Origin of the sequence: Nonomuraea sp. NPDC050691 (assembly GCF_040654455.1) — a bacterium.
GTDB lineage: Bacteria > Actinomycetota > Actinomycetes > Streptosporangiales > Streptosporangiaceae > Nonomuraea.
Map to the genome: position 1 here is coordinate 1 of NZ_JBFAIA010000141.1, position 21,523 is coordinate 21,523.

Below are 21,523 nucleotides of genomic sequence, written 5' to 3' on the forward strand. Positions count from 1 at the left end.
TCCGGCCGCGGGGATCGGCTGGCCGCCGCGGTGGTGGTGTCCGTTGGCCCCGGGCGTGCGCCGGGGAAGCGGCTGGGCGGGCGAGGGAGCGGCGGCCGCCGCGTCCTGCGCCGAGCTCTCAGGGGGCAGCGCTTCGAGCCACGCCTTGGCCGAGTGCGCCCGGATGCCGAGCTCGCCGAGGAGCTCCACCACGTCGGCGTCGGCCGGCTGCGAGGCGAGCAACTGCCGCGTACGCGCCTGGAGCCGCTGGATGTCGCCCACGACCAGCCACCCGTCCTGGAGGCGGCGGTCGGGCATGAGCGTGACGAGCACCCGCCACAGCGGCGTGCGCAGCGACGGCACGATCACCGGGTGAGCCGGGTCGGCGCCGATGAGCTGCTCCTGCGTGGCGGCGGCGCCGAGCCACTCGGTCAGCCGGAACATGTGGCCCGTCACCGGCGCCGACTCCGAGGAGCGCAGCCAGTGGAGGACGCGCTCCTCCGCGGTGCGCTGCGCGTGGGAGAGCGCGTCACGGTCGACGAGCATCTTGTGGGCGAGCGTACGGAGGCTGACGGGGTCCTCGGCGAACAGCCGGTGGACCGCCACGGAGAGCTCCAGCTTGTCCAGCCCGCGGAACAGGCTGTCCACCACCCGGACCATCGCGTGGTCCATGTCGGACGGCACGGGCGAGGGCGCCGGGGAGGCCGGGACGCCGGCGTAGTCGCCCATGAGGGGCGAGGAGACGGGGACCGCCGGGCGCTGGCCGTTGACCTGCGGGCCGGGCTGTCCGGGCTGTCCTGGCTGCGCGCTCGGGACCTGGCCGTTCGGGGCGGGGGCGCCCGTGCGGGGGAGGGGGCCGGTGTGGGACGCGCCGGGCCGGCCGGGGAAGGCGCCCGTGTCCTGCTGGCCGGTGGCGCCCGGACGGGGGAAGGACCCGGTGTCGGAGCCGGGCTGTCCCGGGAAGGCGCCCGTGTCGCCCGGCGGCGTGCCCCCGGGCTGGACGGGGAAGGGCCCGCTCTGGCCGACCGCGGGGAACCCCCCGGTCTGGTGCGGTTCGGAGCCGACCGCGGGGAAGCCGCCGGTCTGGTGCGGTTCGGAGCCGACCGCGGGGAAGCCGCCGGTCTGGTGCGGTTCGGAGCCCACGGCGGGGAAGGAGCCGGTCTGGTGCGGCCGGGGCCCCTGGCCCGCGGCCGGGAAGGGGCCCGACTGCTGCGGCGCGGCGCCCGGCTGGGACGGCGCGTCCTGGCCCACGGCGGGGAAGCCGCCCGTCTGGTGCGGCGGCACGCCCTCGCCCTGCGCGGGGAACCCGCCGCTCTGCTGGGCGGCCTGCGGCTGGACCGGGAACCCGCCGCTCTGCGTCTCGGGCTGCGCGGGGAAGGCCCCGCTCTGCGGCTGGGGCTGCGCCGGGAACGAACCCGTCTGGTGCGCGGCGGGCTGGGCGGGGAACGGGCCGGAAGACGCGGCCGCGCCCTCACCGGAAGCGCCGGCGGGGCGCGGGACGAAGGGGCGGGTGACCTCCGGGTGACCTGCCTGGACGGCTGCGGTCGTGCCGGTCTGCGTCACCTCGTGTTGGATGCGGCCGAGCACCTCGCGCAACACGGAGTTGATGACCACCTCCGGCGTCGCCGAGGGTGTGGCCAGGTCGGCGGGGGAGAGCCGGCGCAGCCGCTGCCAGCCGCCGAGGCCCGCCACGGCCGTGCGGGTGGCGTCGGACCAGCCCGGCAGCGCCGGGTCCACCCGGTGCACCGACAGCGCCGGAAGGAGGTCGGACAGCGGCAGGTGGTCCCAGCGGGCGGCGGCCAGGCGGGCGACCCGTTCACAGATCCAGTCGAGTCCGGCCGTCGCGAGCGCCCGCGACAGCGGCAGGGAGGACCACCACGCGGCCGGCAGACGCGGATCGCCCAGCGCCTCCGCGACCTGCTGGGGCCTGCTCCAGCGTAGGGCGGGGACCAGGTCGCTCAGGCAGATCGATGACTCGACTTCCATCGGCGGACCTTAACCTCCCCAGAGTGAACCGCGTTGCCAGGCGATACGCATGTGGCTCATGGTGCAGCCTACGCGGCAAGCTATCAATCGGCGTGAATAGGGTAAAGACGGTGCACTTCCAAACCGTACCGTGGCCGACCGCCCACCAGGGCCACACATGCCGCACCCGCCTGGCATCCCGCCCGCAGAGCTGCCGCTTCGCCGTCACCCTTGAGGCGAGCTGTGAGATATCCGGCAGCGAAGGCGTCGCCCGCGCCGGTCGTGTCGAGGGCCCCGCCACCCGTCGCATGGACGCGCAGGCCCTCCGCCGCCGCCACGATACGACCTCCGGTCGCTGAGAGCGCCCCCTGGGATCCCAGCTTCACCACCGCCGCGCCGTACCGCTCACTGAGGATCTCGGCGGCGCGTTCCGGCTCCGTGACGCCGGTCAGGACGAGGGCCTCGTCGCGGTTGGGGATGATCAAACCGGCGGGCGCCGACTCGTCCAGGAACCGCTCGACCCCGAACTCCCGCAGCGGCCCCGTGGACGCGGGGTCGACGCTGACCGCGATGCCCGCGGCGGTGGCCCGCTCCATCGCCAGGCGGGCCAGCGCCAGCCCCGGCTCGGTGAAGAACGTGTAGCCCGACAGGTGCAGGAGGGCGACGCCGTCGAGGAACGCGTCGTCCCAGTCGGCGGGCGACATCCGGCCGCCGGCGCCCCGGTTGGTGAGCATGGACCGCTCCCCGGTGGCGTCCACCATCGCGATCACCACGGCCGTCGGGTGCGCGGGGTCCACCTGGGCGTGCGGGCGTACCCCCGTCCTGACCAGCTCGGCGGTGTGCCACTCGCTGCTGTCGTAGCCGAGCCGGGTCAGCAGGCGGGCGTCGGCGCCGAGGTGGGCGGCCCAGCAGGCGGTGTTCGCGCCGGAGCCGCCCGGCCGCAGCACGATGTCGGCGGCGGTGTCGGTGCCGGGCGCGACGGGGGTGCCGTGCAGGGCCACGACGTCCGTCACCACGTCGCCGACCACCAGCAGCCCGCCGCCGCCCGCCGTTCCGGAGGCGTGAGGCGCCGAGGACGGGACGGGCGGCGGGGCCGCGTCGGTCACGGCCGGGACCAGGCGCGCGCGATCCGGGCCGCGAGCGCGGTGTTGCCGCGGACGGCGGCCAGGTTGGCCTCCAGGGAGGCGCCGCCGGTGCCGCGCACCAGGTAGCCCAGCAGGAACGGCGTGATCGCCTGACCGGTGACGCCGTCGCGGGCCGCGGCCTCCAGGGCCTCGGCGAGCACCCGGTCGTGCAGCGCGGGGTCGAGCTGCTGGTCCACCGGCACCGGGTTGGCGACGATGAGAGCGGTCTCCGGGCCGCCGAAGGCGTCCTGGGCGCGCATGACGTCCGCGACCTCCTCGGGCGTCTCGACCCGCCAGTCGACGGGCTCGCCGGAGGAGTGCAGGTAGAAGCCGGGGAACGTGTCGGTGCGGTAGCCGGCCACGCTGACGCCGCGGGTCTCCAGCCGCTGGAGCGTCGCGGGCACGTCGAGGATCGACTTGACGCCGGCGCACACCACCGTGATGCGGGTGCCGGCGAGCGTGCCGAGGTCGGCCGACTCGTCCTGGTCCTCGGTCCAGCCCCGGTGGACGCCGCCGAGACCGCCGGTGGCGAACACCCGGATGCCCGCCCGCGCGGCCAGGAACGACGTCGCCGAGACGGTCGTCGCCCCGCTGGCCTTGAGCGCCGCCGCCATCGGCAGGTCGCGCTGGCCCAGCTTGCGCAGCCCCGGCTCGGACGCCACGCGCTCCAGCTCGGCGTCGCTCAGCCCGGCGCGGGCGACGCCGTCGAGCACCGCGATGGTGGCCGGCACGGCGCCCGCCTCGCGGACGATCCCCTCCAGTTCCCGGGCGACCTCGAGGTTGCGCGGCTGCGGCAGGCCGTGGGAGATGATCGTGGACTCCAGGGCCACGACGGGCGCACCGGTGGACAGGGCCTCGGCGACCTCGTCGGACGGCTGGAGAAGGGGGTCGGCGGCGGTGCGCATGGGGCTGTGGTGCTCCTTCGGACGATCGGCCCTGGGCAGGGCGAAACGGCGACTTTAGTGCATTTGAGGGATTTGCGGCTACTTGGGGCGCGTGTCCCGCTCCTGCGCCCCGTCCCAGCTTACGGCCCTGCGACGACGCCCCCAGGGGACTCCTGCGCCGAAGCCCGATCGGGCCGTAAGGTGCCGGTATGGGGAGATATGACGTTGTAGTGGCGGGTGGTGGGCACAACGGCCTGGTGGCCGCGGCCTACCTCGCCCGCGCCGGACGCCGGGTGCTCGTCCTCGAACGCCTGGACCACGCCGGAGGGCTCGCCATCTCCGCCCGCGCCTTCCCCGGCGTGGACGTACGGCTGTCGCGCTACTCCTACCTCGTCAGCCTGCTCCCCACGAAGATCGTCCAAGATCTGGGCCTCGGCCTGGAGCTGCGCCGCCGCCGCTACGCCTCGTACACCCCGAAGGACGGCACCGGGCTGCTCGTCGACAACGACGACGAGGCCCGCACCGCGGAGTCGTTCCGGCGCGTCACCGGCGGCGAGGCCGACCACAAGGCGTGGCGCGACTTCTACGCCATGATCGCCCGGACGGCGCGCGCCCTCGCGCCCACCCTCCTCGAACCCCTGCCGACGGCCGCCGAGGTCGAGCGGCTGGTCGGGCCGGAGGCGTGGCGCGACCTGTTCGCCCGGCCCGTCGGCCAGGCGGTGGACGAGCGGTTCGGCGACGACACCGTACGCGGCGTCGTGCTGACCGACGCCCTGATCGGCACCTTCGCCGACCCCGCCGCGGACCTGGCGGCCAACCGCTGCTTCCTCTACCACGTCATCGGCGACGGCACCGGCGAGTGGAACGTCCCGGTCGGCGGCATGGGCGCCGTCTCGGGCGCGATCGAGGCGGCGGCCAGGCGGGCCGGGGCCGAGATCAGGACCGGCGCCGAGATCGTCGGCATCGCCCCGTCCGGGGAGGTCACCTTCCGCGCGGACGACGGTGAGCACACCGTGACCGGCGGCCACGTGCTGGTCAACCTGCCGCCCGCCGTCCTCGACCGGGTGCTCGGCCGGCCCGCCGACGTGCCGGAGGGGGCGCAGCTCAAGGTCAACATGGTGCTGTCGCGGCTGCCCCGGCTCCGCGACGCCTCGGTGGACCCCCATGCCGCCTTCAGCGGGACGTTCCACATCAACGAGGGCCGCGACCAGCTCGCGGCGGCCCACGCGCAGGCGTCGCGCGGCCGGATCCCGGAGGTGCCGCCCGCCGAGGTGTACTGCCACTCGCTCACCGACCCCTCCATCCTCGGGCCGGAGCTGCGGGGACGGGCCGAGACCATGACGCTGTTCGGCCTGCACATGCCGGCGCGGCTCTTCCGCGCCGACCCCGAGGGGGCGCGGGAGGCGGCGCTGCGGGCCACGTTCGCCTCGTTCGACCGGGTGCTGGCCGAGCCGATCGAGGACTGCCTGCTGCGCGCCCCGGACGGCACGCCCTGCGTCGAGGTCAGGACGCCGGTGGACCTGGAGAACGAGGCGGGACTGCCGGGCGGCCACATCTTCCACCGCGACCTCACCTGGCCCTACACCGAGAACGGGAGGGGCTGGGGCGTGGAGACCGAGGACGAGCGGATCCTGCTGTGCGGCGCCGGCGCCCGCAGGGGCGGCGGCGTGAGCGGCATCCCGGGCCACAACGCCGCGATGGCCGTGCTCAGCGCCTGATCATTCTCATGCAAGTCGGCCGGGCCGTTCATAGGGTTCTCATGATGTGCGCTTAGTTTGTGAGCATGAGTGAGCCCGCACGGTTGCTGGTGGTGGACGACGAGCCCGCGTTGCGTGAGGCGCTGCAGTCGAGCCTGGAGTTCGAGGGCTACAAGGTGGGCACCGCCAACGACGGCCAGGCCGCGCTGGACGCGCTGGTCCGCGAGCCGTACGACGCCGTGCTGCTCGACGTCATGATGCCGCGCCTCGACGGGCTGACCGCATGCCGGAGGCTGCGCGCGGCCGGCAACCACGTGCCCGTGCTCATGCTGACCGCCCGCGACGCCGTGGGCGACCGGGTGTCCGGCCTCGACGCGGGCGCCGACGACTACCTGGTCAAGCCGTTCGAGCTGGACGAGCTGCTGGCCCGCGTCCGCGCGCTGCTGCGGCGCAGCTCCCTGCACACCAGCGCGCCGGAGAACCTCCTCGCGTACGGCGACCTGCGCATGGACCCGGCGACCAGGGAGGTCACCCGCGGCGACCGGCCGCTCGACCTGACCCGGACCGAGTACCTCCTCATGGAGCTGTTCCTCGCCCACCCGCGCCAGGTGCTGACCCGCGAGCAGATCCTCGGCGAGGTGTGGGGCTTCGACTTCGAGCCGACCTCCAACTCCCTCGACGTGTACATCATGTACCTGCGGCGCAAGACCGAGGCCGGCGGAGAGCCGCGCGTGATCCACACCGTGCGCGGGGTGGGGTACGTCCTGCGGGCGACGACATGAGACGGTTCAGCAGCCTCCGCTCGCGGCTGACGCTGCTGGTCACGGTCGCGGTGGCGCTGGCCATCGCCCTGGCCTCCGCGATGTCGTGGTTCGTGGCCAAGCAGCAGATGCTCGGCACGCTGGACCAGGCGATCATGGAGCCCGAGAAGCCCGGGGACCAGCGATGGCTGCAGGAGCACTGCCGCCCCGAGGGCACCGAAGGTCATTTCGCCGAGACCGTGACCCTCCTGCTCGCCGACAACACCACCTGCTCCGTGGGCTCGCCCATCAAGGCCACCAAGGAGGACCTGGCTCGGGTCGCTCAGCCCGGTGAGCCGGTCTACCGGAACGGCCAGACCGTCGACGGGCGCAGTGTGCGCGTGGTGACCACGAACTTCGCGCCCGGCGTCGCCGTCCTGGAGTCCCGGCCGCTCGCTCACCTGAACAGCTCCCTGCGGCGGATGGCGCTCGGCCTCGCCGGTCTCACGGCGCTCGGCGCGCTGGCCGCCGCCTGGACCGGTCTGGCGATCTCCAGGACCGCGCTGGCCCCCGTGGGCCGCCTCACCAAGGCCGTCGAGCACATCGCGCAGACCGAGGACCTCAGCACCCGCATCCCCGTCCAGGGCACCGACGAGATCGCCCGGCTCGGCACGTCGTTCAACGCCATGACCACGGCCCTGGCCGGGTCGCGGGAGCGGCAGCGCCAGCTCGTCGCCGACGCCGGGCACGAGCTGCGCACGCCGCTCACCACCCTGCGCACCAACATCGACCTGCTGCTGCGCAGCGAGGAGACCGGCCGCAGCATCGAGCCCGGCGCGAAGAAACGGCTGCTCGTCAACGTCAAGGCCCAGTTCGCCGAGCTGTCCACGCTCGTCGGCGACCTGCTCCAGCTCGCGCGCGGCGACACCGACCACGAGCCGCACGCCGAGCTGGGCCTGCACGACGTCGTGCGGGCCGCCGTGGAGCGGGCGCGGCTGCGCGGCGCCGAGGTCACCACCGACCTCGGCGAGTGGTACGTCTTCGGCGGCGCCGCGTCCTTGGAACGTGCCGTGCTGAACCTCATCGACAACGCGGCCAAGTTCGGCCCCGGCCAGGTGGACGTGGAGCTGCGCGACGGCACGCTGACCGTGCGCGACCACGGGCCCGGCATCGCCGAGGAGGAGCTGCCGCACGTCTTCGACCGGTTCTGGCGTTCGCCCTCGGCCCGCGCCATGCCCGGCTCGGGGCTGGGCCTGGCGATCGTGGCCCAGTCCGTCGCCGAGGCGGGCGGCCGGGTGCGTCTTGACAACGCTCCGGGCGGTGGAGTCATCGCCACTGTCGAGATTCCTGGGAAATCTCACTCAGCCCTCAGATAGGCACAAGTCAGTTCAAAGAAGGATGTTCTGCACTGGGAGCATGCAGACTCCAGTCAAGACGCGCCTCGTCGAGGTGGTCGTCCCGGTCCACAACGAGCAGCGGGCGCTGCGCGAGAGCATCGTCCGGCTGCACGGCTACCTGACCCGCACCTTTCCCTACGGCTTCCGCATCACGATCGCCGACAACGCCAGCACCGACGGCACCTGGCACGAGGCCCGGCAACTGGCCGCCGAGCTGACCCACGTGCGGGCCGTCCACCTCGACGCCAAGGGCCGCGGCCGGGCGCTGCGGCACGTGTGGTCCTCCAGCGACGCCGACGTCGTCAGCTACATGGACGTCGACCTGTCCACCGACCTCGACGCGTTCCTGCCCCTGGTGGCGCCCCTGCTGTCGGGCCACAGCGACCTCGCGATCGGCACCCGGCTCTCCCGCGGCTCGAACGTGGTGCGCGGCCCCAGGCGCGAGTTCATCTCCCGCGCGTACAACCTGCTGCTCCGCTCCGTGATGGGGGCGCGCTTCTCCGACGCCCAGTGCGGCTTCAAGGCCGTGCGCACCGAGGTGGCGCAGGCGCTGCTGCCCGCCGTCGAGGACGAGCAGTGGTTCTTCGACACCGAGCTGCTGCTGCTCGCCGAGCGGCACGGGCTGCGCATCCACGAGGTGCCCGTCGACTGGGTGGACGACCCCGACAGCCGCGTCGACGTCCTCCGGACCGCCCTCGACGACCTGCGCGGCCTGGCCCGGGTCGCCCGCCGGACGTTGTCCGGCGCCGCCCGCATCCCCGTCCCCGCCCGCGTGCGCCAGGCCGAGCTGCCCCGGGGCATGGCCCGCCAGCTTCCCCGCTTCGCCGTCGTGGGCGTGTTCAGCACGCTCGCCTACCTGCTGCTGTTCTCCGGCCTGCGCCAGGCCGTGCCGGCGTTCACCGCGAACGCCGTCGCACTGCTCGTCACGGCCGTGGCCAACACCGCCGCCAACCGCCGCTTCACCTTCGGCGTCATCGGGTCGTCCGGGGCGCTGCGCCAGCAGTTCGAGGGGCTCCTCGCGTTCCTCGTCGGGCTCGCCCTGACCACCGGCGGCCTCGCGCTGCTGCCCGACGGCGTCTCCCACGGCGTCGAGCTGGCCGCCGTGGTCGTGGCCAACGCGCTGGCCACGCTCGTGCGGTTCCTGCTGCTGCGCGTGTGGGTCTTCAACCCCCGGAGGAACGCCCGATGACGAGCACCGTGAGCCTCGCCGCCCACCGCCGCCGCGCGTCCCGGCGCGCCGCCGCCCCCGCCCCGCGCTGGTCGCGGCCCGCCCTGTGGGCCGTGCTCGCCGCCGCCTTCGTCCTGTACGCGTGGGCGCTCAGCGGCTACGCCAACGAGTACTACGCCGCCGCCATCCTGTCCGGCACCAAGAGCTGGAAGGCGTTCTTCTTCGGCGCCATCGACGCGGGCTCGTACATCACCGTGGACAAGCCGCCGTTCGCGCTCTGGGTCATGGGACTGTCGGCCCGGGTGTTCGGGTTCGGGACGTGGAGCATGCTGCTCCCGCAGGCCGTCGCGGGCGTGGCCGCCGTCGCCCTCGTGCACGGCGCCGTGCTGCGCGCCTACGGCAACGCCCGGCACGGGCACGTGGCCGCCCTGCTCGCTGCCGTCGTCATGACCCTCACGCCCATCACCGTGGCCATCAACCGGGACAACAACCCCGACACCGTCCTCGTGCTGCTGCTCGTGCTGGCCGCGTGGTTCTGCCTGGAGTCGCTGCGCACCGGGCGGCTGCGGTCGCTGCTGCTGTGCGCGCTGTTCGTGGGGCTCGCCTTCAACACCAAGATGCTCCAGGCGTACCTGGTGGTGCCGTCGTTCGCGCTCGCCTACCTGGTGTGCGCCCGCGGGGCCGTGGTGCGGCGGATCGGGCACCTGCTCGCGGCCGGCGCCGTGATGGCCGTCTCCAGCGCCTGGTGGATGGTGATCGTCGACCTGTGGCCGGCCGCGTCCCGCCCGTACATCGGCGGATCCACCGACAACTCCGTCTGGGACCTCGTCATCGGCTACAACGGCCTGGGCCGGATCTTCGGCCAGAGCGGCGGCGGTGGGTTCGGCGGCGGAGGGGGCGCGTCGTTCGGCGGCGAGTCGGGCGCCGGGCGGCTGTTCAACGACATGATGGCCGGGCAGATCTCCTGGCTGCTGCCGTTCTGCGCCCTCGCCCTGGCGTTCGCGGCGCTGATGCGCTGGACCGCCCGGCGCGCCGGCGCAGAGGGGGCGGCCGGCGCCCAGGACGGCGCGTCCGCGGCCGCGCTCGAGGGCGGCGCGCCCGGAGCCGGCGTCCAGGACGGCGCGAGCGGTGCGGCGTGGCTGGTCTGGGGCGGCTGGCTGGCCGTCCACTTCGCGGTCTTCAGCTTCTCCAGCGGCACCTTCCACCCGTACTACACCACCGCCATGGCCCCGGCCGTGGCCGCGATCACCGGCATGGGCGGCGTGCTCATGTGGCAGGCCTTCCGCCGGTCGCGGACCTGGGCCTGGGTGCTGCCCCTGGCGGTCGCGGTCACGGGTGGCTGGTCGTTCACCGTGCTGCGCCGCACGACCGACTTCGTGCCGTGGCTGGCGTGGGCCGTGCTCGCCGCCACCGTCCTCGCCGTCGCCGGGCTGGCGCTGGCCGGGCTCGTCCTCGCCGGACGCGGGCGCCTGGCCGCCAGGGTCGCCGTCGGCGCGCTGGCCGCCACGCTGGTCGCCGGGCTCGCCGGGCCCGCCGCGTACGCGGTCTCGCCGCTCGGCTCGCAGGTGAACGGCACCAACCCGACCGCCGGCCCCTCGACGGGCGGCATGGGCTTCGGCCCCATGGGCGGGATGCGCCCCGGCGGCATGCCTCCCGGCCAGTACGGCGCGTTCCGCGAAGGCCGGTTCCCCGAGGGCATGCGGCCCCCGCAGGATGGCGGGGAGGCTCCCAGCGGCCGGAGCGGGCGGGTGACGGGCGGTCCGGGCGGCGGCGTGAGCGACTCCATGGTCAAGTACCTGCTGGCCAACCAGGGCAAGGCCGAGTGGCTCGTGGCCGTCAACAGCGCCCAGCAGGCGTCCTCCATCATCCTGTCCACCGGCAAGCCGGTGATCGCCATGGGCGGCTTCACCGGCAGCGACCCCGCCATGACCGTCGACCGCCTCAAGGAGCTCGTCTCCTCCGGCCGGCTCCGGTACGTGCTCAGCGGTGACGACCGCGGCGGCCCCGGCCGGGGCAACAGCGAGGTCACCACGTGGGTGCGGCAGAACTGCGCCGCGGTGGACGGCCAGGACGGCCTCCACGACTGCTCCGCCGCGGCCTCCTGACGGATAGGCTGGCCCGGTGCGGAGTACGTCCCGGGCCGATCAGGCTGACCAGCGCAGGGCCGAGCTGCTCGAGGCCACGCGCAAGGTGGTGCTGGAGCGGGGTCTGGCCCACACCCGGATCGCCGACATCGCCAAGTCCATCAACGTGAGCGGCGGCCTCATCCACTACCACTTCGCCACCAAGGACGAGCTGATCACCGCCATGCTCCGGGCCACCCTCGACATCGAGAGCGCCAAGCTCGACGAGCTGGTCGCGGGCCCGGGTTCGGCGGTGGAGCGCCTCGACAGGGTGCTGCGGTACTACATCCCGGAGTCGCCCTCCGACCAGAGCTGGCTGCTCTGGATCGACGCGTGGAACACCGCGCTCAGGGAGCCGGCCGTCAACGAGATCATGCTGGAGCTGGAGACGGCCTGGCTCGACGCGCTGGCCCGGGTGCTGTCCGACGGCACGGACGCGGGGGAGTTCTCCTGCGAGGACCCGGCGGGCGCGGCCGAGCGGATCGACGCCATGCTCGACGGGCTCATCATCCGCTACACCCTGCACCCCGACGTGCTCGACCGGGGGCGGCTGCTGGCCCACGCCCGCACCGCCGCCGCCGGCGAGGCCGGCATCCCGGTGACCTCCTTCTCATGACCTTCCCCTGACGGGCGCGGAGAGGTGATCTCGCCATGAGGCCGGACGACGGCATGCGCATCGGTGAGCTGGCCGAGCGGTTCGGGCTCGCCGCCCACGTCCTGCGTCACTGGGAGGCGATGGGGCTGCTCACCCCGGCGGCCCGCGTCAACGGCCGCCGCGTCTACACCGAGGACCACGTGGTACGGGTGGCCACGATCGTGCGCGCCAAGGCGGGCGGGATGAGCCTGGAGCGCATCGGGCAGATCCTCCAGGCGTCCGGCCCGGACGAGCGGCGCGAGGTCCTGCGGCGCCAGCACGCCGAGCTGGAGCGGCGCCTGGCCGAGATCTCCGCCTCCAAGCGGCTGATCGAGCACGTCCTGGAGTGCGACGCCGAGGACTTCACCCGGTGCCCGGACTACCGGCGTGTCATGGAGAGCACCATCGGCGTCGAACCGGACCCCTGCGGGGGCCCCGCCTGACGGCCGCGCGCGGAGCGGGCGATCTCAGGCCGGCAGCGCGGCGAGGAGGAACGCGAGGCGGGCGGCGGCCGACTCGACGTCGTCGGCCGTGCCGAGCCGGTAGCCCCACGAGGTGACGAAGCTGCCGTCCTCGGAGCAGGTCACGGTCTCGGCGAGCGTGGTGGAGAAGCGGTTGCGCACCGACACGTACGCCGGGTCGCTGGCCAGGGAAAGGCTCTGGACCGTCAGGTCGGCGTGACGACCCGCGTACCACGCGAACCGCTCGAGGCTGAGCGCGGTATCAAGCATCATGCGTCACCTCCGCAACGTCTCCCGCGACAGAATTGCACGATCTTGTGGAGGCGGGCAAGCAATTGCGAGGATTAATGCGAGGATTGTTTCCGGTATTCGTCAAGAACGCGGATGATGACGTCTCTGCCGTCCTCGTCGAAGGCGGCCACCTTGGCGAAATCCTCGAACGCCCGCGCGTAGAAGGCGATGTCGTCCGGATCGCGGAGCACGAGGTCCTTGGTCAGGGTCGCGACGCCGACCATGGCGTCGTTGTAGATCCAGAACCCGTTGATCGGCGCGGACGGCAGCTCCGCGGTGTAAGGGATGACCCCGAACTCGACATTCGGCAGGGTGCTGACGGCGAGCAGCCGGTCGAGCTGGCCCCGCATGACGTCGAGCGGGGCGAGCCGGGTGTTCAGCGCCGATTCGGGCAGCACGAACCGGAACGTCCGCGCGCGGTCGTAGAGGATCTCCTGCCGTTGCATCCGCACCCGGACCGCGGCGTCGATCTGCTCCGGCGCGCTGTAGAGGCGCTTGACCTTGCTGAACACGTGCCGGGAGTACTCGGCGGTCTGGAGCAGGCCGACCACGATGTTCGGCTCGAACACCCGGAAGAGCTTGGTGCGGGCCTCCAGGTCGCGGATGTCCTCCTGGATCGCGGCCAGCCCGCTGCGGTGCCGCTGCTTCCAGTCGTCGTGCCGCTCCAGCAGCGCGATCGCCTGCCGGATCAGGTCGTCCGTGGTCTCGGGCCCCGCCTGTACGGCCTGCGCCCACACCACGACGTCGTCCTCCGTGGCCGTCTGCCTGGCGTTCTCCAGGCGCGAGACCTTGGACGGCTGCCAGCGCAGCCGCTCGGCCAGGTCCTTGCCCGACAGGTGGGCGGCCTCGCGGAGCTGCCGCAACTGGCCGCCGAGGTCGATCCGCGCCTGCTGAAAGGACGTCACGCGGCAAGAGGCTAGACGGGCCGGGGTGGATCATGCCAGAGGCAGTGGCGCAATCGTGACCAAGCAATAGCGGAATGTGGCGAACCGGATGCTGGGTCAGTGGCTCGGCGGCTCCTGCAGGACGCGGCGGGCGATCTCGGTGATCAGTTCCCGGGGCACCTCCACCGCGTCCTCCCCGTCGAGGACGTCGCGCAGGTCGGCGAGGGCCTCGGGATCGGTGAGCCGGAGGCCCTGCACCACGATGGTGCCGCGGTCGGTCTCGTACAGGGTGGGGCAGGCGCCCGCCTCCGACGTGGAGCCGAGGAACCGCATGCGCATGGATTGGTCCTTCCCCGTGATCTGCAATTGCGCGCAATTGTACGGGGCGTCGGGACATACCTGATCGTTTTCGGAAAAATCGCCATATTGGGTGAGAGGGGGGATTCTCCGGTCAGAAAGGGCGACAGGGAAAGTCAGCCCAGGGCCTGCATGAACGGGAGGAACTGCCGGGCGCGGTCGCCAGGCAGGTCACCGTCCCTGACCATGAGCGACACCTCCCACGGCTGGCCCATCCCGTGCGCCACGGCCCACGCGACCAGCTCCTCCTGGGCCAGGTCGAGGTCCATGCGCACCTCGCCGCCGGCGTCGAGGGCCAGGTCGCCGATGAGCGCCCGGGCGGTGGCGAGGTCCTGGGCCACGACGGGGCCGATGACGACGTTCGTATCGTTGCGCCAGCAGTGACCGAAACCCTGCTCCGCGACGCGGACGGAGAGCCCGAATCCGAACATGCGGCGCAGCAGCTCCGACCGGTCCGTGCCGAAGACCTCCGCGTCGAGCGTCAGGATCGCGCCGAGGTCGTCCGCGGTCGCCGGGCGGGTGACGCCGGACGGCTCGCCCGTGAACACGCCGGTGTGCTTGGCGACCCGGCCCACGGTGCGGAACCCGAGCCGCTCGTACAGCGGGCGGCCCTGCTCGGTGGCGTGCAGCGAGACGGTGCGGTCGCCGGCCTGCTCCAGCGCGTGCTCCATGAGCGCGCGGGCGAGGCCCTGGCGCGCGTGGCGTTCGGCGGTGAGGACCATGCTGATCACGGCGTGGTCGTGGCCGTAGCGGGTCAGGATGTTGGTCGCCGCCAGCCCGTCGCCGTCGGGCGCGTCGATGCCGTAGCCCTCGCCGACGTCGAGCAGCAGCGCCCACTTGTGACGCTCGGGTCCCCACTGGCGCGCGGTGGCCAGGCGGGTGCAGGCGTCGAGGTCGGCGGAGGTCAGGCGGCGGATCCTCATCACGCCCGGCATCCTTCCGTATCCCGAACCAGCCTCACAAACCCTTTTGTGGGGCTCTATCCGGCTTCGTCTGGTGGGGTATAAGAGAAGAGAGTGTGTCGTGGCGGTTGATGTGGGTGGGACCACCCTGAAGGGCGGCCTCATCAGCCGCGACGGCGCGCTCCCGTGGCTTGACCACCGCCGCTCTGCCTGGGCGGCTCAGCCGCTCACCTCCGCCATCCCGAGCAGCAGCATCGCGTCGTGGTCGGGGGTGCCCGGTTCCGCCTGGTAGACGACCAGACGATGCCCCTCGCTGCGCGCGACGGTCAGCACCTCGTAGGTCAGGGTCATGGAGCCCACCTCGGGATGCCGGAAGCACTTGCGGCCGTTGGTGCGCCTGCGCACGTCGTACCGGTCCCAGAGGGCGGCGAACTCCCGGCTCTTGACGGCCAGCTCTCCCACCAGGGCGACCACGTCGGGCGCGTTGGGGTAGGTCCCGGCGACGGCACGCAGATGAGCCACCGTGGCCGCGGCCACTTCGTCCCAGTTGCCGTAGACGCGTTTGCCCCGCGGGTGCAGGAACGTGTAGCGCGCGGTGTTCCGCGAGGCCGCCGGCCACTCCTCGATCCCCGGCAGCAGCCTCATCCCCGCCGCGTTGGCGGCCAGCAGGTCGTTGGCCCGGCTCAGCACGTAGGCGGGGTGAGGGGCGACGATGTCCAGCAGCCGGCGCACCTCCGCCCTGAGCTGCCGGGACGGCCGGGAGGCGGCCGGCCTGGCCGCGGGAGCGTCGGCCAGCTCGAACAGGTGCCCGCGCTCGTCCTCGCTCAACCGCAGCACCCCGGCGATCGCCTCCAGCACCGCCGGGCTGGGATTGCCTTGCTTGCCCTGCTCCAGGCGGGTGTAGTACTCGATGCTCACCCCGGCCAGCATCGCCACCTCCTCGCGGCGCAGCCCGGGCGTCCGGCGGCGTCCGGTGGTGGCGGGCAGCCCCACCTCCTGCGGCGCGATCCTGGATCGCCGGGCCCGCAGGAACTCTCCCAGATCGGTCTTCGCTGCCATACGCCAAGTATGTCGCTCCGGCGGCGGGCCAAGGGGGCCCTGCCAGGGCACCCCTTCGGCGGGCCTGCCTCACCGCTCCCCGAGACGGGCACGATGACACCGCACGTTGATCGAGCAGTGACGAGGGAGAGAACGATGGCAGTCGTGGCAATCGTCGGGGTGGGCATCATGGGCCGGGGCATGGCCGCCAACCTGGCCCGGAACGGGCACGACGTGGTCCTGTGGAACCGCAGCCCGCTGCGTCCGGAGGCCCTGTCGGCGATCCCGGACACCGAGCCGCCGGCCCGCACCCCGGCCGAAGCGGCCCGCCGGGCCGACGTGGTCTTCGAGGTGACCGCCGACGACGAGTCCTCGCGCGCGGTGTGGCTGGGCCCCGAAGGCATCCTGGCCGGCGCCCGGCCCGGCACGGTCCTGATTTCCTCGGCCACCCTGTCGGTCGGCTGGATCGCCGAGCTGGCGGCCGCCTGCGGGGAGCGGGACCTCACCTTCTACGACATGCCGCTGACCGGTGGGGCGGAAGGCGCCCGGACCGGCAACCTCACGATGCTGGCCGGCGGCGATCCGGCTCGGCTGGCCGAGCTCGCCCCGGTGCTCACCGCCGTCTCCCGTGAGGTCCGGCACTTCGGCCCCGTCGGCGCCGGCACGCGCTTCAAGCTGGTGCTCAACGCGCTGCAAGCCGTTCACATGGCCGCGTTCGGCGAGGCGATGAAGCTGGCGGCGGGCGCGGGTCTCGACCTCGGACAGGTGGGGGCCGCGCTGCTGGAGCGGCCGGGCGGCGTCATCACCAGGATGGCGCACGACAACCTGGTCGCCCCGCCCGACCCGATCAACTTCTCCGCCGAGTGGGCGCGCAAGGACCTGGACTACGCCTCCCGCCTGGCGGGAGCTGCCGGTTACCCCCTCCTCGACGCCGTCCTGGCGGTCTTCACCCGGGCCGTGGCCGAGGGGCGGGGCGGGGAGGACTGGAGCGTCGTCAACCGGTCCGCCTAGCCGGGCCCGTCAAGCCGGCCGCTTCGAGGGGCCCGGCAGGAGGTCTTCCGGGACGTCGACCGGACACCCGCGCAGCTCCTCGCCCAGGGCCTTGGCCTGGGGGTCCATGCGGGGGCTGGCGGCCACCCCCCGTCCCAGCAGGCCGTGGACGACGAAGTTGAGGGCGTGGAGGTTGGGCAGGTCGTGGCGGTCGATCCGGTACGGGGCCAGCTCGGGCAGCGACTCCTTCAGCCGGTCCACGGTGAGGGTGGCGGCCAGCCAGGCGTACCGCTCGGGTGTGTCGACCCAGACGCCCAGGTTCGCGTTGCCGCCCTTGTCGCCCGAGCGGGCCCCCATGATCCGCCCCAGGGGGACGCGCCGCACGTCCGGGGCGGGGAGCGGGTCGGCGAGCTGACCGCCGCCGTTGGGCGCCGCGTCCCGCCGTACCTCTGCCCGCGGGTCCTGCGCCGGGGAGGCCGTGGCGTTTGCCGGCAGGGCCCGCGCCAGGGAGGGCAGGGTGGCTCCCCCCGGAGAGGGGTCGGGGGGTAGCGGGCGGCCGTCGAGGTGGACGGTCCACGGGACCTCGGCGGCCGGCACCAGCACCGGCCAGTAGATCCCGTACGGCGAGGCGTCGCCCGGCGGCGTCAGCGCGTGGAAGCCCGGGTAGCCGGCCAGCCCCGTCTCCACCACCGCCGAGGAGAAGACGCGGCCCGCCTTGCGCCGGTCCCGGTCCATGACGGTGATCCGCAGCAGTCCCCGGTCGGTGAGCGTGACGTCCACCTCGTCGAACGACTCCCGCGGCACCCGCGCCCAGATCGCCTCCTCCGCGACCCGCGCCTTGTCCGCCACGTCCAGGCCCGTCAGGACGAGCGTCATCGTGTTGCGGTAGCCGCCCGGCACGGTCACCGCGACCTTGAGCGTGTCCGGCGGCGGCTCGCCGCGCACCCCCGAGATCCGCACCCGGTCCGGCCCGTCGTCCGACAGCGTGATGGTGTCGAAGCGCGCCACCACGTCGGGGCCGGGGTAGCGCGGCCCGGCGATCTCGTACACGAGCTGCGCCGTGACCGTGCCGATCGAGACGAGGCCGCCCGTGCCGGGGTGCTTGGTGATGACCGACGAGCCGTCGCCGTGCAGCTCGGCGATCGGGAAGCCGCAGTGCGCGAGGTCCGGCACGTCCTGGAAGAACGCGTAGTTGCCGCCCGTGGCCTGGCAGCCGCACTCGATGACGTGGCCCGCGACCACCGAGCCGGCCAGCGCGTCCAGGTCGTCCGGGCCCCAGCCGTACCGCCACATGCCCGGCCCCGTCACCAGGGCGGCGTCCGTGACGCGGCCGGTCACCACGACGTCCGCCCCGGCGGCGAGCGCCCGGGCGATCGGCCGTCCGCCGAGGTAGGCGTTGGCGGTCAGCGGCTCGGCGTCGAGCCGTTCGCCCGTGTCGGCGTTGACCAGGTCGAGCGGCCGTCCCATGAGGTCGTCGCCGGTGACGTGCGCGACGGCGGGGGACAGGCCGAGTCTGGCGGCCAGCTCGTGAACGGCCTCGGCACAGCCCGCCGGGTCGAGCCCGCCCGCGTTCGCGACGATCTTGATGCCGCGGTCGAGGCAGGGGCCGAGCACGTCCTCCAGCTGCCTGAGGAACGTCGGCGCGTAGCCGGGGCGGCCCTTGAGGCGGCTGCCGGCCAGGATGAGCATGGTCAGCTCCGCCAGCCAGTCGCCGGTGAGCACGTCGATCGGGCCGCCCTCGACCATCTCCCGGGCGGCCGACAGCCGGTCGCCGTAGAAGCCGCTGCAGTTGGCGACGCGGAGCACCGTCACGCCCTCGGCTGCTTCTCCTCGGCCGGCGCGGCCGGGACCCAGGAGGGCGGGCGCTTCTCCATGAACGCGGCGATCCCCTCCTGCCCCTCCTGGGACGTGAAGCGCTGCGCCGACAGCGCGGTCATCCGCCGCAGCCCCTCCTCGAACGGCATGGCCGGCACCTCGCGCACCAGCCGCTTGGTGATCGCCAGCGCCTCCGGCCCGCCCTTGACGAGCATGTCCGCGTAGTGCGCCACCGCCGCGTCCAGCTCCTCCGCCGGCACGGCGCGCGACAGCAGCCCGATCTCCACCGCCCTGGCGGCGTCGAACACCTCCCCGGTCATCAGGTACTCGGCCGCCGCCCTCGGGTTCAGCCTGCGCAGCACCGGTACGGAGATCATCGCGGGCGCCACGCCGAGCCGTACCTCGCTGAACGCGAAGGAAGCCGTCAGGGGCGCGACCGCGAAGTCGCAGGCCGCCACCAGGCCCAGGCCGCCGGCCCGGGCGGTGCCGTTGAGGCGGCAGATGACCGGCTTCGGGCTCTCCCAGATGAGCGCCATGATCTCCGGGAACGACGCCGTCACCGGGGCGTCGGCGGCGCCCGAGGCGGGCTCGATCCGCTGCTCCTTCAGGTCGGCGCCCGAGCAGAAGACCGGGCCGGTGCCGGTCAGCACGATCACCCGCGCCTCCGGTTCGGCCAGCGCCCAGGTCAGCCGTTCCTCGAGGTCGCCGAGCAGCCGCACGGACAGCGCGTTGCGGTTCGGCGGCGAGTCGAGGGTGATCGTGGCCACTCCGCCGGCGAGCTCCCTGTGGACCAGGCGCGTCATGTGTTCTCCTCGTCGATGATCGCCAGCACCGCCCCGGCCTCGACCTGGTCGCCCTTCCCCACACGCAGGGCGGAGACGATCCCGGCGGCGGGCGCGGTGATCCGATGCTCCATCTTCATGGCTTCCAGCACCAGGACGGCCTGCCCCTTGTCCACGCGCTGCCCTTCCTTGACCTCCACGCGGAGGACGCCGCCCGGCATGGGCGCGAGCAGCGAGCCCGGCGCGGCCCGTTCGACCGGCTCCGGCAGGCGCGCGACGGGCGTCAGCTCGGCGTGGAGGCCGCCGGAGTCGACGTGGACCCTGCCGCCGTGGCGGGTCACCTGGAACGTCCGCCGCACGCCGTCCGCCTCCAGCACGACCAGGTGCGGTCCGGCGGACACCACGGTGACGCCGTCCGGCAGCGGGTCGTAGACGGTCTCGGCCTCCTCGAAGCGCGCGGTCCGCGGCTGCGAGCGGACGTTGCGCCAGCCGCCGGGCAGGCTCGCGAGGACGCGCGCGTCGCGGCGGTTGGCGGCCGCCCCGGCCAGGGCGGCGGCGAGCACGGCGAGCGGCGGCGGCTGCGGCGGAGCCGGGGGCAGGAGCGCGTCGCGGTGCTCGTCGAGGAACCCGATGTGCGTGTCACCGGCGCGGAACGCGGGATGGGCGAGGACGGCGACCAGCAGGTCGCGGTTCGTGGTGACGCCGTGCAGCCGGGCATGCCGCAGCGCCGCCGTCAGCCTCCTGACCGCCTCGCCGCGCGTGGCGCCGTGCGCGATCACCTTGGCGAGCATCGCGTCGTAGTACGGCGGCACCACGGAGCCCGACTCGACCCCCGAGTCCACCCGTACGCCGTCACCGCGTCCCGGGATCTCGAAGTGCGACAGGACACCCGTCCGCGGCAGGTGGTCGCGGTCCTCGGCGTACAGGCGGGCCTCGACGGCGTGGCCGCGCGGCTCCGGCGGCGACTCCGGCAGCGCGGCCCCCTCCGCGATCTCCAGTTGGAGGCGCACCAGGTCCACCCCGTACACCAGCTCGGTCACCGGGTGCTCCACCTGGAGCCGGGTGTTCATCTCCAGGAACGCCACCCGCTCGCCCTTGACCAGGAACTCCACGGTGCCCGCGCCCACGTAGCCGATCGCCCGGGCCGCGCGGACCGCCGCGTCGCGCAGCGTCTCCCGGGTCGTGTCCTCGACGCCGGGCGACGGGCACTCCTCGACGACCTTCTGGTGGCGGCGCTGGATGCTGCACTCGCGCTCGCCGAGCGCCCACACGCACCCGTGCGCGTCGGCGAGGATCTGCACCTCGACGTGGCGGGCGCCCTCCAGCAGCGGCTCCACGAACACCGTGCCGTCGCCGAACGCCGCCTCGGCCTCCCGCCGCGCCGACTCCACCTGCGCGGCGAGCTCGGCGGGGGAGCGCACGACCCGCATCCCGCGCCCGCCGCCCCCCGCCGACGCCTTCACCAGCAGCGGGTACTCCAGCTCGCCGCCGTCCGCTGCCGCAGGGCCATCTCCTGCCTCGGCCTCCCGTGAGTTCGGAACGGCCTCCCCCGAGACAGGTGCGGCCGTCCGCGTAGGCAGGACCGGAACCCCGGCCTCCGCCATCAGCCGCTTGGCCGTCACCTTCGACCCCATCGCGGCGACCGCCTCCGGCGGCGGCCCCACCCAGACGAGCCCCGCCTCCAGCACGGCCCGCGCGAAGTCCGCGCTCTCCGACAGGAACCCGTAGCCGGGGTGGACCGCGTCGGCGCCCGAGGCGCGGCACGCCGCCACGATCCGGTCGATCGCCAGGTACGTGTCCGCCGGCCGCGTCCCCGGCAGCCGTACCGCGGCGTCGGCCTCGGCCACGTGCGGCGCGGAGGCGTCGGCGTCGGAGAACACCGCGACGGTCTCGACGCCGAGCTCGCGGCAGGTCCGGAAGATCCGGCGGGCGATCTCGCCCCGGTTGGCGACCAGCAGGCGGGTGATCACGGCCGGAACACCCCGTATCCCGCCGCCTCGGGTACCGGGGCGCTGTTGACCGCCGACAGGCACAGCCCGAGCACGGTCCGGGTGTCGCGCGGGTCGATCACCCCGTCGTCGTACAGCCGCCCGGACAGGAAGAACGGCAGCGACTCCGCCTCCACCTGCGCCTCCACCATGGCCCGCATCGCCGCGTCGGCCTCCTCGTCGTACACCTGCCCGCGCGCCGGGGGGCGGGCGGGGCGGCCGCGCCCCAGCCCCCCCCCCCCCCGCCCCCGGCCCAAGCCCCCGGACATGGCGCCCGGCCTCGCGGCCGGACACCTCCGGGGGT

The 21,523-nt window shown here is 73.8% G+C and carries 19 protein-coding genes and 1 pseudogene; 8 read left to right on the top strand and 12 right to left on the bottom strand.

From position 1 onward, the window contains the following. The 3 genes from AB0H81_RS33655 to AB0H81_RS33665 form a co-directional block, all read right to left on the bottom strand. On the bottom strand, nt 1–1,965 hold a 1,965-nt coding region (locus AB0H81_RS33655), incomplete at its 3' end, for a hypothetical protein (RefSeq protein ID WP_358382789.1). An 83-nt stretch (nt 1,966–2,048) separates the two neighbouring features. Beyond that, nucleotides 2,049–3,050, bottom strand: coding sequence for a sugar kinase (locus AB0H81_RS33660; RefSeq protein WP_358382791.1), 1,002 nt, complete (start codon nt 3,048–3,050; stop codon nt 2,049–2,051). Continuing rightward, nucleotides 3,047–3,973: a pseudouridine-5'-phosphate glycosidase gene (locus AB0H81_RS33665; protein WP_358382794.1), complete on the bottom strand. Its 927-nt coding sequence runs from the start codon at nt 3,971–3,973 to the stop codon at nt 3,047–3,049. The genes AB0H81_RS33660 and AB0H81_RS33665 overlap by 4 nt, the downstream gene beginning before the upstream one ends. Before the next feature lie 188 nt (nt 3,974–4,161). Here AB0H81_RS33665 and AB0H81_RS33670 point away from each other — a divergent pair, with 188 nt between their 5' ends. The 7 genes from AB0H81_RS33670 to AB0H81_RS33700 all read left to right on the top strand — a co-directional run bounded on the left by AB0H81_RS33670 (nt 4,162) and on the right by AB0H81_RS33700 (nt 12,154). Further along, nucleotides 4,162–5,670 (top strand): NAD(P)/FAD-dependent oxidoreductase, encoded by a 1,509-nt coding sequence (locus AB0H81_RS33670; RefSeq protein WP_358382797.1) that lies wholly within the window; start codon nt 4,162–4,164, stop codon nt 5,668–5,670. Nucleotides 5,671–5,735: 65 nt separating this feature from the next. Further along, nucleotides 5,736–6,431 (top strand): response regulator transcription factor, encoded by a 696-nt coding sequence (locus AB0H81_RS33675; RefSeq protein ID WP_358382800.1) that lies wholly within the window; start codon nt 5,736–5,738, stop codon nt 6,429–6,431. Further along, nucleotides 6,428–7,765 carry a HAMP domain-containing sensor histidine kinase gene (locus tag AB0H81_RS33680; protein WP_358382802.1) on the top strand — a complete coding sequence of 446 codons (1,338 nt, stop codon included), beginning with the start codon at nt 6,428–6,430 and terminating at the stop codon, nt 7,763–7,765. The genes AB0H81_RS33675 and AB0H81_RS33680 overlap by 4 nt, the downstream gene beginning before the upstream one ends. Nucleotides 7,766–7,805: 40 nt before the next feature. After that, the gene (locus AB0H81_RS33685; RefSeq protein ID WP_358382805.1) at nt 7,806–8,975 is read left to right on the top strand and encodes a bifunctional glycosyltransferase family 2/GtrA family protein; all 1,170 of its coding nucleotides are present in this window, start codon (nt 7,806–7,808) and stop codon (nt 8,973–8,975) included. Then, nucleotides 8,972–11,059: a glycosyltransferase family 39 protein gene (locus AB0H81_RS33690; protein WP_358382807.1), complete on the top strand. Its 2,088-nt coding sequence runs from the start codon at nt 8,972–8,974 to the stop codon at nt 11,057–11,059. The genes AB0H81_RS33685 and AB0H81_RS33690 overlap by 4 nt, the downstream gene beginning before the upstream one ends. 16 nt (nt 11,060–11,075) lie before the next feature. Then, nucleotides 11,076–11,693, top strand: a complete 618-nt coding sequence (locus AB0H81_RS33695; RefSeq protein ID WP_358382810.1) for a TetR/AcrR family transcriptional regulator — start codon at nt 11,076–11,078, stop codon at nt 11,691–11,693. A gap of 35 nt (nt 11,694–11,728) precedes the next feature. Next, a complete protein-coding gene (locus AB0H81_RS33700) occupies nt 11,729–12,154 on the top strand; it encodes a MerR family transcriptional regulator (protein ID WP_358382812.1) in 426 nt (141 codons plus the stop codon). Nucleotides 12,155–12,178: 24 nt separating this feature from the next. Here AB0H81_RS33700 and AB0H81_RS33705 read toward each other — a convergent pair whose 3' ends face one another. The 5 genes from AB0H81_RS33705 to AB0H81_RS33725 all read right to left on the bottom strand — a co-directional run bounded on the left by AB0H81_RS33705 (nt 12,179) and on the right by AB0H81_RS33725 (nt 15,665). Beyond that, on the bottom strand, nt 12,179–12,445 hold the full coding sequence (locus AB0H81_RS33705; protein ID WP_358382815.1) for a hypothetical protein: 267 nt from the start codon (nt 12,443–12,445) through the stop codon (nt 12,179–12,181). 71 nt (nt 12,446–12,516) lie between these two features. Further along, on the bottom strand, nt 12,517–13,368 hold the full coding sequence (locus tag AB0H81_RS33710) for a helix-turn-helix transcriptional regulator (protein WP_358382818.1): 852 nt from the start codon (nt 13,366–13,368) through the stop codon (nt 12,517–12,519). 96 nt (nt 13,369–13,464) lie between these two features. Then, nucleotides 13,465–13,686, bottom strand: coding sequence for a hypothetical protein (locus tag AB0H81_RS33715; RefSeq protein WP_358382821.1), 222 nt, complete (start codon nt 13,684–13,686; stop codon nt 13,465–13,467). Between the two features lie 134 nt (nt 13,687–13,820). Continuing rightward, a complete protein-coding gene (locus tag AB0H81_RS33720) occupies nt 13,821–14,627 on the bottom strand; it encodes a GNAT family N-acetyltransferase (RefSeq protein ID WP_358382824.1) in 807 nt (268 codons plus the stop codon). 198 nt (nt 14,628–14,825) lie between these two features. Continuing rightward, on the bottom strand, nt 14,826–15,665 hold the full coding sequence (locus AB0H81_RS33725) for a helix-turn-helix transcriptional regulator (RefSeq protein ID WP_358382827.1): 840 nt from the start codon (nt 15,663–15,665) through the stop codon (nt 14,826–14,828). A gap of 135 nt (nt 15,666–15,800) precedes the next feature. On the opposite strand from AB0H81_RS33725, the gene AB0H81_RS33730 reads away from it, so the two are divergent. Beyond that, nucleotides 15,801–16,655: an NAD(P)-dependent oxidoreductase gene (locus AB0H81_RS33730; protein ID WP_358382829.1), complete on the top strand. Its 855-nt coding sequence runs from the start codon at nt 15,801–15,803 to the stop codon at nt 16,653–16,655. Nucleotides 16,656–16,664: 9 nt separating this feature from the next. On the opposite strand, the gene AB0H81_RS33735 is transcribed toward AB0H81_RS33730, so the two are convergent. The 4 genes and pseudogenes from AB0H81_RS33735 to AB0H81_RS33750 all read right to left on the bottom strand — a co-directional run. Further along, nucleotides 16,665–18,440: an acyclic terpene utilization AtuA family protein gene (locus tag AB0H81_RS33735; RefSeq protein ID WP_358382837.1), complete on the bottom strand. Its 1,776-nt coding sequence runs from the start codon at nt 18,438–18,440 to the stop codon at nt 16,665–16,667. A gap of 2 nt (nt 18,441–18,442) precedes the next feature. Then, the gene (locus tag AB0H81_RS33740; RefSeq protein WP_358382832.1) at nt 18,443–19,252 is read right to left on the bottom strand and encodes an enoyl-CoA hydratase-related protein; all 810 of its coding nucleotides are present in this window, start codon (nt 19,250–19,252) and stop codon (nt 18,443–18,445) included. Further along, the gene (locus AB0H81_RS33745) at nt 19,249–21,201 is read right to left on the bottom strand and encodes a biotin carboxylase N-terminal domain-containing protein (protein ID WP_358382835.1); all 1,953 of its coding nucleotides are present in this window, start codon (nt 21,199–21,201) and stop codon (nt 19,249–19,251) included. Before AB0H81_RS33745 ends, AB0H81_RS33740 begins: the two co-directional genes overlap by 4 nt. Further along, nucleotides 21,198–21,523 (bottom strand): annotated as a pseudogene (locus tag AB0H81_RS33750) (acyl-CoA carboxylase subunit beta); the annotation flags it as partial. The pseudogene AB0H81_RS33750 and the gene AB0H81_RS33745, both read right to left, overlap by 4 nt.

Bases quoted from the DNA above. Each gene is read 5' to 3' on its own strand.
- AB0H81_RS33665 (WP_358382794.1), bottom strand. From the start codon at position 3,973: ATGCGCACCGCCGCCGACCCCCTTCTCCAGCCGTCCGACGAGGTCGCC.
- AB0H81_RS33670 (WP_358382797.1), top strand. From the start codon at position 4,162: ATGGGGAGATATGACGTTGTAGTGGCGGGTGGTGGGCACAACGGCCTG.
- AB0H81_RS33675 (WP_358382800.1), top strand. From the start codon at position 5,736: ATGAGTGAGCCCGCACGGTTGCTGGTGGTGGACGACGAGCCCGCGTTG.
- AB0H81_RS33680 (WP_358382802.1), top strand. From the start codon at position 6,428: ATGAGACGGTTCAGCAGCCTCCGCTCGCGGCTGACGCTGCTGGTCACG.
- AB0H81_RS33685 (WP_358382805.1), top strand. From the start codon at position 7,806: ATGCAGACTCCAGTCAAGACGCGCCTCGTCGAGGTGGTCGTCCCGGTC.
- AB0H81_RS33690 (WP_358382807.1), top strand. From the start codon at position 8,972: ATGACGAGCACCGTGAGCCTCGCCGCCCACCGCCGCCGCGCGTCCCGG.
- AB0H81_RS33700 (WP_358382812.1), top strand. From the start codon at position 11,729: ATGAGGCCGGACGACGGCATGCGCATCGGTGAGCTGGCCGAGCGGTTC.
- AB0H81_RS33705 (WP_358382815.1), bottom strand. From the start codon at position 12,445: ATGATGCTTGATACCGCGCTCAGCCTCGAGCGGTTCGCGTGGTACGCG.
- AB0H81_RS33715 (WP_358382821.1), bottom strand. From the start codon at position 13,686: ATGCGCATGCGGTTCCTCGGCTCCACGTCGGAGGCGGGCGCCTGCCCC.
- AB0H81_RS33720 (WP_358382824.1), bottom strand. From the start codon at position 14,627: ATGAGGATCCGCCGCCTGACCTCCGCCGACCTCGACGCCTGCACCCGC.
- AB0H81_RS33725 (WP_358382827.1), bottom strand. From the start codon at position 15,665: ATGGCAGCGAAGACCGATCTGGGAGAGTTCCTGCGGGCCCGGCGATCC.
- AB0H81_RS33730 (WP_358382829.1), top strand. From the start codon at position 15,801: ATGGCAGTCGTGGCAATCGTCGGGGTGGGCATCATGGGCCGGGGCATG.
- AB0H81_RS33740 (WP_358382832.1), bottom strand. From the start codon at position 19,252: ATGACGCGCCTGGTCCACAGGGAGCTCGCCGGCGGAGTGGCCACGATC.